This window comes from Luteibacter aegosomatis (genome assembly GCF_023078455.1).
In the GTDB taxonomy this organism is placed as follows: Bacteria; Pseudomonadota; Gammaproteobacteria; order Xanthomonadales; family Rhodanobacteraceae; genus Luteibacter; species Luteibacter aegosomatis.
The window spans coordinates 2202785-2217037 of record NZ_CP095740.1 but is presented as its reverse complement, the minus strand read 5'-3'; the positions used below and the strand labels follow the sequence as shown (position 1 = coordinate 2217037).

Genomic DNA, 14253 nt, shown 5'->3' with positions numbered 1-14253 from the left:
AGTTGCCGGCGCTGGAGGCCGGATCGCATGGTGAAAATCACGGCGCTGGACACGTTCGACGTCCGCTTTCCGACCTCGCTGGCCCATGACGGGTCCGACGCGATGAATCCCGACCCCGACTATTCGGCGGCCTACGTGGTGCTGCGCACGGACAGCCCCGACGGCCTGGCCGGCTACGGCCTGGTATTCACCATCGGCCGCGGCAACGACGTGCAGACCGCCGCCCTCGCCGCCCTGGAACACGTCGTGGTGGGGCGCGCGGTCGACGACGTCGCGGGCAACCTCGGCGCCTTCGCCCGCGAACTCAACGGCGACTCGCAATTGCGCTGGCTGGGCCCGGAAAAGGGCGTGATGCACATGGCCATCGGCGCCGTCATCAATGCCGCCTGGGACCTGGCCGCGCGCCGCGCGGGCAAGCCGCTCTGGCGTTTCATCGCCGACATGACGCCGGAGGAGATCGTCGACCAGGTCGACTTCCGCTATCTCACCGACGCGCTCACGCCCGAGCAGGCGCTGGCGATCCTGCGCGACGCCGAACCGCACAAGCGCGAGCGGATCGCGCAGCTGGAAACGGAAGGCTATCCGGCGTACACCACCTCGCCCGGCTGGCTGGGTTACACCGACGAAAAAATGCAGCGTCTCGCGCGCCAGGCGGTAGAGGACGGGTTCCGCACCATCAAGCTCAAGGTGGGCCTGCGCCTGGAAGACGACATCCGCCGCTGCCGCCTCGCCCGCGAAACGGTCGGGCCCGACATCGCCATCGCGGTGGACGCCAACCAGCGCTGGGACGTCGGCACCGCCATCGAATGGCTGCGTCCGCTGGAAAACGTCGGACTGGCCTGGGTGGAAGAGCCCACCAGTCCCGACGACGTGCTGGGCCACGCGGCCATCCGCCGCGGCATCGCACCCACGCCGGTCTCCACGGGCGAACACGGGCAGAACCGCGTCATCTTCAAGCAGCTGTTGCAGGCCGAGGCGGTCGACCTCATCCAGATCGACGCCGCGCGCGTCGGCGGCGTGAACGAAAACCTCGCCATCCTGCTGCTCGCGGCGCATTTCGGCGTACGCGTGTTCCCCCACGCCGGCGGCGTGGGCCTGTGCGAGCTGGTGCAGCACCTGGCCATGGCCGATTTCGTCGCCATCACCGGCAAGAAGGAAGACCGCGCGATCGAGTTCGTGGACCACCTGCACGAACATTTCGTCGATCCCGTGCGCATCGAACGCGGGCGTTACCTGGCACCGAATGCACCGGGTTTCTCCGCTCAGATGCACGAGGCCTCGGTGCGCGATCACCTGTTTCCCGACGGCATCGTGTGGCGCGCCCTGCCCCTGGCCGCCGGCGGCTGACGCCAGATGCCCACGCCCGTCACGAACATCGCCGACCTGCGCGAACTCGCGCGTCGCCGCGTGCCGCGCGCGTTCTTCGAGTACGCCGATCGCGGTTCCTACGACGAGGTCACGTTGCGCGAGAACCGCCGTGCGTTCGAACGCATCCGCTTCCGCCAGCGGGTGATGAGCGACGTCGACCACCGCTCGCTCGCCACCACCATCGCGGGCCAGCCCGTCAGCATGCCGCTCGCGATCGCACCCACCGGCATGGCGGGACTGCAATGCGGCAGCGGCGAGATCCGCGGCGCGCGCGCGGCGGCGAAGGCAGGCATTCCGTTCTGCCTCAGCACGGTGTCCATCTGTTCCATCGAGCAGGTTCGCGCGGCGGTGGAGACGCCGTTCTGGTTTCAGGTGTACGTGATGCGCGACCGCGGCTTCACCCGCGATCTCATCCGACGCGCCCATGCGGCGGGCTGCTCCGCGCTGATGCTCACCGCGGACCTCACCGTGCAAGGGCAGCGCCATCGCGAAATCAAGAACGGCCTGACCGTGCCGCCCAAGGTGACCCTGCGCAACCTCTTCGACATCGCGAGCAAGCCACGCTGGATCTGGAGCGTGCTCAACGCGCCCAGCCGTTCGTTCGGCAACCTCGACGGCCACATCAAGGGCGCCGACAGCCTCACGACGCTTGCGCAGTGGATCGCCGCTCAGTTCGATCCGACGCTTACCTGGAACGACCTGGAGTGGATCCGTGAGATCTGGCCGGGGAAACTCATCGTCAAGGGCATCATGGACGCCGAGGACGCGCGCCAGGCGGTGGCGCATGGGGTGGATGCGATCGTGGTGTCCAACCACGGCGGCCGCCAGCTGGACGGCGTACCCGCGACCATCGACGTGCTGCCGTCCATCGTGGATGCCGTGGGCGGCGATATCGAGGTGTTGTTCGACAGCGGGATCACGAGCGGACAGGACCTGCTCAAGGCGCTCGCGCTGGGGGCGCGGGCCGGGTTGATCGGGAAGGCGTTTCTCTATGGGCTCGGGGCGGGTGGCGAGGCCGGGGTGACGAAGGCCATCGAGATCATCCGGCGGGAGTTGAGCGTGAGCATGGCATTGACCGGTGCGTTGGATGCGACGCGGGTATCTTCGGACATTCTTTGGCGCGGATGACGGGCCGCACCCGCCGCGCGAAGACTCTGGGTTCCTGCCTTCGCAGGAACGACGGACGACAAGATTGACCGTAGAGGGTATCCCCCTCGTGTCTTTCCTGCGAAGGCAGGAACCCGGTGTCTAGCGTCCCGTTCAGCCGCATACCGCCAGATCGAAAATCCGCTCCATCGGCACCCACTTCTGCCCATCCTTCGCCCACGGCAACGGCTGCTGGAACGTCGACATCAACGCCTCCCAGGCCTGCACGCGCTCGCTGGCCGCATCCGCCGCCGCTTTCGCGGAGGCGTCGAAGTCCTCCCCCACCCGCATCAACATCACCAGCCGGTTCCCCGTGCGGAAAATCTGCATGTCGAGGATTCCCGCGTCACGGATCGACGCGACGATCTCCGGCCAGATGAATTCCTTCCGATGCCAGCGTTCGTATTCGGCGATCAGCGCCGGATCGTCGCGCAGGTCGAGGGCGAGGCATTGCCAGGTCATGCGCGTGCCTCCCGGCGAATCAGCGCGAAGGCGAAGATCGCCACGAAGCAGACCATCGGCACGACCATCGCATGCGCGATGCCCAGGCGGTCGGACGTAGCGCCCATGACCGCGGTGAGTACCGCGCCGCCGACGATGGACATCACCAGCAACGAAGCGCCGAACTTGCGCTCGGTGTCGCCACGCCCCTCGATGCCCAACGCGAAGATGGTGGGGTACATGATCGACATGAAGAAGCTGGAGGCCACCAACGCGTAGATGCCCATCTGGCCCGGCACGAAGGCGGCGAACGCCGCGAGCGCGACGTTGATCGCGGCGAACGTACCCAGCACGCGCGCCGGGCGCAGGTGTTTCATCAGCGCGGCGCCGGCGAACCGCCCGGCCATGAAGCACAGCAGGCCCGCGGTGATGTAGTTGGCCGCGGTGCGTTCGGCGGTGCCCGGCATGGTCGCCTGCGCATAGCGGATCATGTAGCTGAACACCGCCACCTGAGCACCCACGTAGAAGAACTGCGCCGCTACCGCCGCCATGAAACGCCAGTCGCGCAGCAGGCGGCCCAGCACGCCCTTCTCCGCCGCACGCGCTTCGTCCGCGACGGTGGCGGGCGGAAAACGCGTGATCGCGATGATGGCGGCCCACGCGATCACGCCCAGGCCGATCGCCAGGTAGGGCATCTGTACCGCCGCCGCCTCGCTTTTCATGAAAGCGGTGCGGGCGGCGGCGTCCATCGCGGCCAGCTCCGCGGGCGAACGCTCGACACCCGTGAAGATGAAATGCTGGCCGATCAGCACGCCGGTGATGGAACCCAGCGGATTGAAGGCCTGGGCGAGGTTCAGTCGCGACGCCGCCGATTCACGCGGACCGAGCAAGGTGACGTAGGGATTGGCGGACGTCTCCAGGAAGGCCAGTCCCGCCGCGATCACGAACAGCGCGACGAGAAACGTGGCATAGGTGGCCGTGGCCGCGGCCGGCCAGAACAGCAAGGCGCCGATGCCGTAAAGCAACAGGCCGAACACCACCGCGGCCTTGTAGCCGAAGCGGCGCATGAAGATGCCGGCCGGAAGCGCGACGAGGAAGTAGCCCAGGTAGAACGCGCTCTGCACGAGACCGGCCTGGAAATCCGATAGCGTGAAGGCCTTCTTGAACTGGGCCACCAGCACGTCGTTGAGGTTGTTCGCCACACCCCAGAGGAAGAAGAGGCTGACGATCAGCGCCAACGGAAACAGGGCCGCCCGGGCCAGGCCCTGCCGGGCCGCGGTGTCTAGCGCGACGTGCTGCTGCATGCTTCCCTCCTCATGACCCGCCCCGTATATTGTCCAAATATAAACTCGATATTTACCTGCATAACAAGCTGCGACGCAACATGGACGGGCGCGTATGGCGATCCGACGCGCCCCGAAGCTAGACTCGCCACGCGCCATCCTTTCACGCCGCCACGGAATGCCATGCCCGCAGAGTCGCCGAAATACCGTGCCCCCGCCCTCGACAAGGGACTGGACATCCTCGAGTTGCTTGCCAGGGCAACGCAACCGCTGTCCATCGCCGAGATATCCGAAGGCGTCGGCCGCTCGCGCGGCGAGATCTTCCGCATGCTCCAGGTCCTCGAGGAGCGCGACTACATCGCGCGTCCCGACGGCGAAGGAGCCTATTCGCTCACACCGCGCCTGTTCCGTCTCGGCATGGAACAGCCACCGGTAAAGAATCTCGTCGAAACGGCGATGCCCGTGATGCACCGGCTCGCCGACGACATCGATCAATCGTGCCACCTCGTGGTGCCCTCGCAGGAGCAGATCGTGGTGATCGCCCGCGTGGACCCGCCCGGCGAGACCGGTCTGGTGGTGCGCGTGGGTCACCGTCGTCCGATGTCGCACTCGGCCTCGGGCTACGTGCTGCTCGCCTGGCAGACCGACGATATCCGCCAACGCTGGTTGCGCACCCTGCTCGAACACGAGCCAGGCCTCAAGCGCGCCAAGATCGAAGCGACCGTCAAGGACATTCGCGCCGCCGGACTCGCGCGTATCCCGAGCGAGGTGGTGGATGGGGTGACCGACCTGTCCGCGCCGATCGTCGAAGGCAACCACGCGGTGTGCGCCCTGACGGTGCCGTTCCTGGCGCGTCGCGGGGCAAAGGTGGACATGAAGGCGACGTCGCGCCTGGTGATGGACGCGGCGGCGGAGATTTCGCGGGAACTCTCGCATGGGGCGCCCGGCGCGGGCATGGCATAGGCGCCGCTTCGCCCGGTTCGCCGATGCGATCGGCTCCCACCCCTTCGGTAGGAAGGCCGCTACCGAAGGGGTGGGAGCCGATCGTATCGGCGAAGGTCACCGTAGATATGGCGCCTTCACGCCTCGCTTTCCTTCCCCGAATACTCCGTGATCGGTCGCTCCGGCGGCGGTCGCGACATGGCCCGACCGAATACACCGAGCGCTTCCGCGAGCGGTCCCAGCGTACGCCATGCGTCGTCGTCGTTGAGCAGGCGATAGGCCCCCCGAACCCCGGGGGCCGGGTGATCGGCGGAACCCTCGGTAAGCCGCGCGAGCGCCAGCCGCGCCGCGTCCGCGACGCGGTAGAACGTTCCGGGGGGCACGCGCCCCAACACCATGGCCGCGGCGCCCAGGTTTTGCAGCGCATTCTGCGCGCCAGGCGTGCTGAGGCCCCGTACGAGGATCTCCACGATGCCCTTGTTCGCGGAGGCGAGATCGTTCGCCAATCGCAGCAGACCTTGCTCATGCAGCGTTTGCACCAGGCGGTCGAGTTCCTCGTATGCCGAGGGCTCGGTCGGCGTGGGCCTCGGGCGGTATTCGACAGGCTCGGCCATTACAGTTTCTCCGGATGGGCCATGCGCGTCGGCGGCGGCACGTAATCGTCGCGCGACCACTTGGTGGTGGCGTCGGGCCCATGGTTGGGCGTGCGCGTACCGTAACGGAAATTACGGCGGGGTAGCGGCGTTTCGCCCTGCGGACGATCGAGCTTCTCCATGCGCACGGCGAGTTCCTTGTAACCGGGCGTGTTCACGTCGGGGTCGTGATGCTCGCCGGTAAGCGCGTTCACGCCGGGCTTGGAATGATGGATGGGCAGGTACAGCGTATTGCCACGCACCCGGTCGGTCACGAGCGCGCGCAGCTCCACGCTGCCGCGGCGCGATACGAGTCGCACCCAGGTGCCGTCCTCGATACCGCGTTCCCGCGCGAGGTCGGGCCCCACTTCGACGAACCATTCCGGCGACAGCGACGTGATGCGCCCTCCCTTCCCCGACTGGTTGGTGGACTGGAAATGCTCGAGCAGGCGACCGTTGTCGACCATCAGGTCGTACTCGGCGTCGGCCTGCTCGCCGGGCTCCTTCCATTCCAGCGGATACAGCTTCGCCTTGCGGTCGGGGAACTTGAAGCCGTCGGTATAGAGCAGCGGCGTATCGGTGCCGTCCTCGCGCACCGGCCATTGCAACGACCGCCAACCCTCGAGCCGTTCGTAGGTCACGCCGGCAAACATCTCCGCGACGCCCGCGCATTCGTGCATCACGTCGGCAGGTCCCGTATATCCCCAGTCGTGGCCCAGCCGCTTCGCGACCTCGTTGAGTATCCACCAATCGGGCTTGCTGTCGCCCAGCGGCGGAAACACCTGGTGGAAACGCTGGATGCGGCGCTCGGTATTGGTGAAGGTGCCGTCTTTTTCCAGGCTGGGGCACGCCGGCAGCACCACGTCGGCGAATTGCGCCGTGCGGCCCAGGAACATGTCCTGCACCACGAAGAACTCGATCCCGGCAAAGGCTTTCTCGACGTTGGCGGTGTCGGCATCGGAAATGGCGGTCTCCTCGCCGATGACCCACATCGCCTTGACGTTGCCCTTGGCGGCCTCGACGACCATCTGGAAGTTGTCGAGACCGGCCTCGTCGGAGAGCCGTTCGACCGGCACCTTCCAGGCCTTGGCCCACTTCGCCCGCACGGCGGCGTCGGTGACCTTCTCGTACCCGGGATAGACGTCTTTCAGGCAGCCGAAATCGCTGGCGCCCTGCACGTTGTTGTGTCCGCGCATGGGATAGCCACCCGTGCCGGGCCTGCCGTAATTGCCGGTCACCAGGAGCAGGTTCGACAGCGCCGTGCTGGTATCCGATCCGTGCGTGTGCTGGGTGATGCCCATGGCCCATAGCAGGCAGACGCTTTTCGCTTGGGCGATCACGGTGGCGGCGGCGACCAAGTCGTCGCGCGACAGACCCGTGATCCGCTCGGCGAAGTCCAGCGTGAAAGGTTCCAGCGAGCGTCGATAGGCCTCCACGTCATTGACCTTTTCGGCGAGGAACGCCTTGTCCTCCCACCCCTGGTCGAAGATGTAGCGCGCCGTGGCGCTGGCCCAGACCAGGTCGGTGCTGGGCCTGCCGCACAGATGGATGTCGGCGCGCTCGGCCATCTCGTGGCGGCGAGGGTCCACCACGATCAGTTTCTGCCCGCGAAGCTTGCGCGAGCGCTTGATCTTCGATGCGATCACCGGATGGCATTCGGCCGTATTGGAGCCCACCAGCACCACCAGTTCGGCCGAGGCGATGTCGGCGATGGAACCCGCGTCGCCGCCGTAGCCCACGGTACGGAACAGGCCCATCGTGGCGGGGTTCTGGCAGTAGCGCGACGAATTGTCGACGCTGTTGGTCCCGAAGATGAGGCGCGCGATCTTCTGCGTGAGATAAGCCTCCTCGTTGCTGGCCTTGCTCGAGCCGATGAAGCCCAATGCCTTGGGGCCGTAACGATGCTGCACGGCGCGCAACCGCGAAGCGACCAGATCGAGAGCCTCGTCCCACCCCGCCTCGCGAAACGCGCCGTTCTCGCGGATCAGCGGCGTGGTGAGCCGCGCGGGATCGTTGACGAAATCCCAGCCGAACTTGCCCTTGACGCAGGTGGAGATGCCGTTGGCCGGTCCCTGGCTCGGCTGCACCTTGAGGATGTGCCGGTCGCGGGTGTACATCTCGAACGAGCAGCCCACGCCGCAGTACGTGCATACGGTCTTGGTGCGACGGATCTCCGCCTGCCGCATCTTCGCGTCGATCTCCGAGACCGCGGTAATCGGCGGAGCACCGATGGTGCGTTCCAGGTTCTTCACGATATCGATCAGCGGGCGCTTGGTTTCCTCGGGAATCGCCGTGAAGGGACCGGCGTCCGGTTGCATGGTCTTTTCCATCAAGGCATTGCATGGGCAAACCGTCACGCAGTGCCCACACGACACGCAACTGGAGCCGTCGATGCGTTCGCCGCCATCCCAGAGCACGCGCGGATGCTCGGAGGCATAGTCGATGCTCAGCGTCTCGTTCACCTCGACGTTCTGGCAGGCTTCCACGCACCGGCCGCAGAGGATGCACTGGTCGGGATCGTAGGTGTAGAACGGGTTGCTGGCGTCCTTCAGGTAGGGCTTGCGCACGAAGGGGTAACGCTGGATCGGCATGTCCATCGCCACGACGGTGTTGTGCAGGGTGCAGTCGCCCGTGTTGTGTTCGCACACCGTGCAGTACAGCTCGTGCTTCGACAGCACGCGATCCATGCCCTCCTCGCGTGAAGCAAGCGAATGCGCATCCCGGGTGGAGACCGTCATGCCTTCGCGCACGACGACGTCGCAGCTTCGCGCGGGTTCGCCGTCCACGTCCACCCAGCACGTATCGCACGTCAGCAAGGGCCCGAGGGCTTCGTTGTAGCAGACGTGCGGTATCTCGATGCCGTGGCGAACGAACAGGTCGACGAGTCGTTCGCCGTCATGGGCATCGCGCGGAAGGCCGTCGACGACGATGCTGAATTCCAGGCCGGACATGCCCTCTCCTCTCGCGTGGGACCTCGATCGCGTTCATCGTCCGCCCGAAAACGGCCACGTCCGGTATACGTCGCGCATGGAGCGCTTCACATCTCGCGCACGGTCGCGCCACTAGCGTCGAACGGGTTATGCCGGAGTCCGAGGGGTATGGCCCAGATATTCCATCCACGCTCCGGCCTCTATGCCACGTTGATGGCGCTCGCCGTACTCGTCGTCGCCGTCGCCGGCGTGGCGGCGTGGCGGGTGGTCACCGCAGGACCGGGGAGTGAAGACGAGGCCGTGGAACAACCGGTGCCCTTCAGCCACCAGCATCACGTCGGCGAGGTCGGGCTCGATTGCCGTTACTGCCACTCGACCGTGGAGACCGACGCGTTCGCGGGCATGCCGCCGGTGTCCACCTGCATGACCTGTCATTCGCAACTTTTTACGGACCAGCCCGTATTGGCACCCCTCGTCGAAAGCTGGCGCACTGGCGTGCCGTTGCGCTGGACGCGCGTGCACGACCTGCCCGACTTCGTCTACTTCGATCATTCCGTGCATGTCGCCAAGGGCGTGGGCTGCGTGTCGTGCCACGGCCATGTCGAACGCATGCCGTTGATGCGCCGCGTGGCCCCGCTGACGATGAAGTGGTGCCTCGATTGCCATCGCCATCCCGAGCGCGCCATACGGCCGCGCGACGAGGTGTTCGCGCTGCGCGATCCGTCCCCCGACGACGATGCCTTGGGCATGCACCTGGTCGACGCCTACCGGGTCGATCGTCGACGCCTCACCGACTGCTCGGTCTGCCATCGATGAATGCCGCCGACGCCCTCCGCGATGCCCTGCCCGCTCCCGGCACGCCACGCTTCTGGCGCGCCCTCGAGGAACTGCTGGATGACGCATCGAAGCGTCCGTTGCTGGAAGACGCCTGGCCCGGACTGGCCTCGATCGAGCCCACGCTGGATCGGCGGGGCTTCCTGCGCCTGCTCGGTGCCTCGATCGCGTTCGCCGGCCTCGGCGCGTGTTCGGGTCCGCCACCGGAACGCATCGTGCCCGAACTGGGTCGCGGCGGCGACACGGCGCGGCATCGTGCGCGCTATGCCACGGCGATCGACACCGGCAATGACGTCGTCGGCCTGCTGGTGGCACTGCGCGACGGCAGGCCGATGCACGTCGACGGCAATCCGAAGCACCCCGCCACGCTCGGCGGTAGCGATCCGCGCATGCAGGCGGCCATCCTCGATCTCTGGGACCCCGCCCGTTCGAGTGCGCCGTTGCGCCAAGGCCAGCCCGCGAGCTGGACCGACTTCGAAACGGAAGCCGCCGACCTCCGGCATCGCTTCGCCGCCTCGGGCGACGGCCTGCACGTGTTGAGCGGAGCCATCCGTTCGCCGACGCTGGCGCGACAGCGCGATGCCTTGCTAAGGCGCTACCCGGGCGCGCACTGGCACGTCCATGAACCCGCCGGCGCGGCGCATGCCACATGGGATCTGGCGGATACGCGCATCATCGTGGCCTTCGACGCCGACCCGCTCGGCACGGCTCCCGGACACGTCCGCCATGCGCGCGATGTCGCCGCGGCACGCGCCGACACCGAACTGACGACCCGGCTGTACGCCATCGAACCCACGCCCTCGCTCACCGGGCGCAACGCCGATCACGTGTGGCCCGTGGCGGCCGGCGACATTCCCGTTCTCATCGGGATGCTCGCCCGGGCCTGCGGACTTCCCTCGCCCTCCATGGCCGGCATGGCCGGCGATCGCCACGTCGCCGATCGCATCGGGCTCATCGCGAAGGACCTGCTCGATCACCGGGGTCATGCGCTGGTGCTGGCAGGTCCCTACCTGCCGCCTTCGGCCCACGCGACCGTGGACGCGATCAACCGGCGTCTCGGCCGCGATACCGCACCGACGCGCGCTTCATCCGGCGACACCGCCGACCTGCTCGCCCAGCTCGAGGCAAGGCGGGTGGATACCTTGCTGGTGCTGGAGAGCAATCCGGCCTACAGCCTTCCCGGATTCGCCTTCCATGCGCGAAACACGATCCACCTCGGCCGCTACGTCGACGAAACGGCAGCGCAGTCGCAGTGGCACCTCCCGGCACTGCACCCGTTCGAACACTGGTCCGACCTGCGACAGGCCGACGATGTCGCCAGCATCGTGCAACCCGTGATCGCACCGCTCGTCGACGGCCGTTCCGCGCACGAGCTGGTGGATCTGCTGCTCGGTGGCGTGACCGACGATCCATTGCGCCGCGTCAGGGACACGTGGCCCATGCTCGCGGACGACGATGCCTGGACCGAAGCGCTACGCGACGGGATCTTCCACGGCGACACCTCCGCCGATGCCTCGGCGTCGCCGGCGGACGACGAAACGCCGGCCCCTGCCGACGAGACCCTCGAACTCGTCTTCCGCCCCGACCCGCATCTTTGGGACGGCCGCCATGCCGGCAACGCGTGGTTGCAGGAATTGCCGCATCCCATCACCACGCAGGCCTGGGGCAACGCCGCATGGATATCGCCCACGCTGGCGAGTGCCCGCGGCTTGCGCGACGGCGACAGGGTGCGACTCGACCTCGACGGCCGTCACGTCGACGCTCCCGTGCTCGTGGTGCCTGGCCAGGCCGAACGCAGCGTCACCGTCACCCTCGGCCACGGTCGTCGCACGGGACTGGGTGCGGGTCACGGTTACGACGCCTACGCGCTGCGCGCCCGCGACGGGCAATGGCACGCACGCGGCCTCACCCTCACGCCCCTGAGCGAACGCACCGAACTGGCCCTGACCCAGGGCCATCAGGACATGCAGCGACGGGACATCATCCGCGTGGGAACGCCCGACCGTCCCCTGCAACCCTCGCGCGGCGCTCCCGCCAGCTTCTACCCCGACACGCCCTCCGGCGACTACCGCTGGAGCATGTCCATCGACCTCGACGCCTGCATCGGCTGCAACGCCTGCACGATCGCCTGCCAGTCGGAGAACAACATCCCCGTGGTCGGCGAGGGCCAGGTCAAGCTGGGTCGCCGCATGCACTGGATACGCGTCGACCGCTACCACGAGGGATCGCCGACGGCACCCGCCACCTATCACCAACCGGTGCCCTGCATGCACTGCGAGCACGCGCCCTGCGAGGTGGTGTGTCCGGTCGAAGCCACCGTGCACGACGGCGAGGGCCTGAACCTGCAGGTATACAACAGCTGCATCGGCACGCGCTTCTGTTCGAACAACTGTCCGTACAAGGTGCGGCGATTCAATTTCCTCGCCTATGCGGACTTCGCCCGGGACAGCCTCGAGGCCATGCGGAATCCCGAAGTCAGCGTGCGCGCCAAGGGCGTGATGGAGAAATGCACTTATTGCGTGCAGCGTATCCAGCAGGCGCATGCCTCCGCGGATCGCGAAGGACGACGCATCGCCGATGGCGAGGTCACCACCGCCTGCCAGGATGCCTGTCCCACGCGCGCCATCGTGTTCGGCGATCTTTCCGCGCCCGCGTCGGCGGTGGCGAAAGCACACGCCTCACCGCGCAAGTACGCCTTGCTCGAAGAACTGAACACGCGCCCGCGTACCGTCTATCTCGCCGCATGGCGACACCCGCATCCGGACTGGAGCGAGGCATGAGCGCCGCCGCCGTCACCGACGAGATCGCCGGCATCACGCTTCGACGGCACGGTGGCCGCGGCTGGTGGATCCTGTTCGCCGTGTCGCTCGCCCTCACCGTCATGCTCGCCGTCGGCATCGTGGTGTTGCTCGTTCGCGGCGTGGGCATCTGGGGCATCGACATGCCGGTGGCCTGGTCGTTCGCCATCACCAACTATGTCTGGTGGATCGGCATCGGCATGGCCGGCACGTTCATTTCGGCGGCGCTGCACCTCACGCGGCAAGCGTGGCGCTCGGCGCTCAGTCGCCACGCGGAAGCGATGACCTTGTGCGCCCTCGCCGTGTCGGGCCTGTTTCCCGTGCTCCACCTGGGCAGGCCGTGGTTCGCGTACTGGATCATGCCCTACCCCGACAAGATGGGCCTGTGGCCGCAATGGCGCAGCGCGCTCACCTGGGATTTCTTCGCCATCGGCACCTACGTGGTGGTATCGGTACTGTACTTCTACGTGGGCCAGTTGCCGGACCTGGCCGCCGTGCGCGACCGGGCCACCACGCGCGGTCGCCAGGTGTTCTACGCCCTCCTGGCGCTCGGCTGGCGTGGCGAAGCCGCCGACTGGCGACGGCATGCCACGCTCACGCGCCTCCTGGCCGCGCTCGCGGTGCCGCTGGTGTTTTCGGTGCACAGCATGGTGGCGCTGGATTTCTCCGAAGGCCTGTTGCCGGGCTGGCATTCGACGATCTTCCCGCCGTTTTTCGTGGCAGGCGCGTTGTTCTCCGGCATCGCGATGGTGATCCTGCTCAGCCTGTCGATGCGACGGGCCTACGGGCTCGACCACTACATCACCGACGTCCACCTCGACAAACTGGCCAGGCTGATGCTCGCCGCGGGCTGTGTGGTGACCTACGGCTATGCCGCCGAGGTTTTCACCGCGTATTACGGGGGCGATCCCTTCGAAACCGCCGTGATCGCACATCGCCTCCACGGTGCCTACGCGTGGACCTTCTGGTCCACCGTCGCGCTCAACAGCGTGGCGATCCAGGCCCTGTGGTGGCCCGCCGCGCGCCGGAACCGCCTCGTACTCGTGCTCGTGTCCTCCGGCGTGCTGGCCGGCATGTGGCTCGAGCGCTTCATGCTCATCGTCACCAGCCTCTACCGTGACTACCTGCCGTCGAGCTGGGGCATGTTCTACCCCACCGTCTGGGACATCGTGTTCCTGCTCGGTTCGATCGGCCTGTTCGGCACGCTGTTTCTGCTCTTCGTGCGCTGGCTGCCCGTGCTCGCCATCGCCGAACTGCGGCGCACGGAGGCATCCCGATGAGGACTTACGGCCGCCTCATTCAAATGCCCGACGAAGCGTCGTTGGTCGAAGCGGTGCGGCATCTGCGTGGACTGGGATATTCGCGCATGGAAACCTTCGCGCCGTGGTCCGTCGAAGCACTCGCGCCGCGTCGCGCGGGCCGCGGCATCGCGCCGTCGATGTTGGCCGCCGGACTGCTCGGGGGCATCGGTACGATGGCCTTGCAGTACCTGTCGGCGCACGCGTATCCCATCGATGCCGGTGGCCGCCCCTTGGCGAGCTGGCCCGCCTTCGTGCCCGCGGCGCTGGAAGTGACGATCCTGTTCGCCGTGATCGCCGGTGTCGTCGCGTTCTTTGCCGGGTCGCGGCCGGCGCTCTACCGCCCCGAGTTCAACGTCGAATGGTTCGAGGAGGCCAGCCGGGACGGTTTCCTGCTGCTCATCCACGCGGACGACCCGTATTGGAACGAACATCGCTCGGCGCACGATGCCCAACGGCTGCATCCGCTCCGCCATGCGGAGGTGCCGGCATGAAAGCACTCGCTTCGCCCCGTTGGCGGACACGGTCCGCTCCCACCCCTTCGGTCGTAAGTTCGCTACCGAAGGATTCCGGGCCTATCC

11 protein-coding genes are annotated in these 14253 nt (G+C 67.1%); 7 read left to right on the top strand and 4 right to left on the bottom strand.

The genetic code is table 11. From position 1 onward, the window contains the following. Nucleotides 1-27: 27 nt before the first annotated feature. Together L2Y94_RS10150 and L2Y94_RS10145 are read left to right on the top strand one after the other, a co-directional pair. Nucleotides 28-1347, top strand: coding sequence for an L-fuconate dehydratase (locus L2Y94_RS10150; RefSeq protein ID WP_247374872.1), 1320 nt, complete (start codon nucleotides 28-30; stop codon nucleotides 1345-1347). 6 nt (nucleotides 1348-1353) lie between these two features. After that, nucleotides 1354-2496, top strand: coding sequence for an alpha-hydroxy acid oxidase (locus L2Y94_RS10145; RefSeq protein ID WP_247374871.1), 1143 nt, complete (start codon nucleotides 1354-1356; stop codon nucleotides 2494-2496). A 132-nt stretch (nucleotides 2497-2628) separates the two neighbouring features. Here L2Y94_RS10145 and L2Y94_RS10140 read toward each other — a convergent pair whose 3' ends face one another. Continuing rightward, nucleotides 2629-2976: an L-rhamnose mutarotase gene (locus L2Y94_RS10140; RefSeq protein ID WP_247374869.1), complete on the bottom strand. Its 348-nt coding sequence runs from the start codon at nucleotides 2974-2976 to the stop codon at nucleotides 2629-2631. Further along, complete coding sequence (gene fucP / locus L2Y94_RS10135) at nucleotides 2973-4259, bottom strand: L-fucose:H+ symporter permease (protein ID WP_247374867.1); 1287 nt, start codon at nucleotides 4257-4259, stop codon at nucleotides 2973-2975. Before fucP ends, L2Y94_RS10140 begins: the two co-directional genes overlap by 4 nt. A gap of 162 nt (nucleotides 4260-4421) precedes the next feature. On the opposite strand from fucP, the gene L2Y94_RS10130 reads away from it, so the two are divergent. Continuing rightward, complete coding sequence (locus L2Y94_RS10130) at nucleotides 4422-5201, top strand: IclR family transcriptional regulator (RefSeq protein ID WP_247374866.1); 780 nt, start codon at nucleotides 4422-4424, stop codon at nucleotides 5199-5201. Nucleotides 5202-5317: 116 nt separating this feature from the next. On the opposite strand, the gene L2Y94_RS10125 is transcribed toward L2Y94_RS10130, so the two are convergent. Further along, nucleotides 5318-5794 (bottom strand): helical membrane plugin domain-containing protein, encoded by a 477-nt coding sequence (locus L2Y94_RS10125; protein WP_247374864.1) that lies wholly within the window; start codon nucleotides 5792-5794, stop codon nucleotides 5318-5320. Beyond that, nucleotides 5794-8763 carry a formate dehydrogenase subunit alpha gene (gene fdhF / locus L2Y94_RS10120; protein ID WP_247374862.1) on the bottom strand — a complete coding sequence of 990 codons (2970 nt, stop codon included), beginning with the start codon at nucleotides 8761-8763 and terminating at the stop codon, nucleotides 5794-5796. The genes L2Y94_RS10125 and fdhF overlap by 1 nt, the downstream gene beginning before the upstream one ends. Before the next feature lie 147 nt (nucleotides 8764-8910). Between fdhF and L2Y94_RS10115 the strand changes: the two genes are divergently transcribed. The 4 genes from L2Y94_RS10115 to L2Y94_RS10100 are packed head-to-tail and all read left to right on the top strand — an operon-like array spanning nucleotide 8911 to nucleotide 14166. Beyond that, nucleotides 8911-9558, top strand: coding sequence for a cytochrome c3 family protein (locus L2Y94_RS10115; protein ID WP_247374859.1), 648 nt, complete (start codon nucleotides 8911-8913; stop codon nucleotides 9556-9558). After that, nucleotides 9555-12356 carry a Fe-S-cluster-containing hydrogenase gene (locus L2Y94_RS10110; RefSeq protein ID WP_247374857.1) on the top strand — a complete coding sequence of 934 codons (2802 nt, stop codon included), beginning with the start codon at nucleotides 9555-9557 and terminating at the stop codon, nucleotides 12354-12356. Before L2Y94_RS10115 ends, L2Y94_RS10110 begins: the two co-directional genes overlap by 4 nt. Then, complete coding sequence (gene nrfD / locus L2Y94_RS10105; RefSeq protein ID WP_247374854.1) at nucleotides 12353-13654, top strand: NrfD/PsrC family molybdoenzyme membrane anchor subunit; 1302 nt, start codon at nucleotides 12353-12355, stop codon at nucleotides 13652-13654. Before L2Y94_RS10110 ends, nrfD begins: the two co-directional genes overlap by 4 nt. Continuing rightward, the gene (locus tag L2Y94_RS10100; RefSeq protein WP_247374852.1) at nucleotides 13651-14166 is read left to right on the top strand and encodes a DUF3341 domain-containing protein; all 516 of its coding nucleotides are present in this window, start codon (nucleotides 13651-13653) and stop codon (nucleotides 14164-14166) included. The genes nrfD and L2Y94_RS10100 overlap by 4 nt, the downstream gene beginning before the upstream one ends. Nucleotides 14167-14253: the final 87 nt, after the last annotated feature.

Excerpts from the sequence above, each read along its gene's own strand:
- fdhF (WP_247374862.1), bottom strand. The coding sequence starts at position 8,763 with ATGTCCGGCCTGGAATTCAGCATCGTCGTCGACGGCCTTCCGCGCGAT.
- L2Y94_RS10115 (WP_247374859.1), top strand. The coding sequence starts at position 8,911 with ATGGCCCAGATATTCCATCCACGCTCCGGCCTCTATGCCACGTTGATG.
- L2Y94_RS10110 (WP_247374857.1), top strand. The coding sequence starts at position 9,555 with ATGAATGCCGCCGACGCCCTCCGCGATGCCCTGCCCGCTCCCGGCACG.
- nrfD (WP_247374854.1), top strand. The coding sequence starts at position 12,353 with ATGAGCGCCGCCGCCGTCACCGACGAGATCGCCGGCATCACGCTTCGA.
- L2Y94_RS10100 (WP_247374852.1), top strand. The coding sequence starts at position 13,651 with ATGAGGACTTACGGCCGCCTCATTCAAATGCCCGACGAAGCGTCGTTG.
- fucP (WP_247374867.1), bottom strand. The coding sequence starts at position 4,259 with ATGCAGCAGCACGTCGCGCTAGACACCGCGGCCCGGCAGGGCCTGGCC.
- L2Y94_RS10145 (WP_247374871.1), top strand. The coding sequence starts at position 1,354 with ATGCCCACGCCCGTCACGAACATCGCCGACCTGCGCGAACTCGCGCGT.
- L2Y94_RS10150 (WP_247374872.1), top strand. The coding sequence starts at position 28 with ATGGTGAAAATCACGGCGCTGGACACGTTCGACGTCCGCTTTCCGACC.
- L2Y94_RS10130 (WP_247374866.1), top strand. The coding sequence starts at position 4,422 with ATGCCCGCAGAGTCGCCGAAATACCGTGCCCCCGCCCTCGACAAGGGA.
- L2Y94_RS10140 (WP_247374869.1), bottom strand. The coding sequence starts at position 2,976 with ATGACCTGGCAATGCCTCGCCCTCGACCTGCGCGACGATCCGGCGCTG.
- L2Y94_RS10125 (WP_247374864.1), bottom strand. The coding sequence starts at position 5,794 with ATGGCCGAGCCTGTCGAATACCGCCCGAGGCCCACGCCGACCGAGCCC.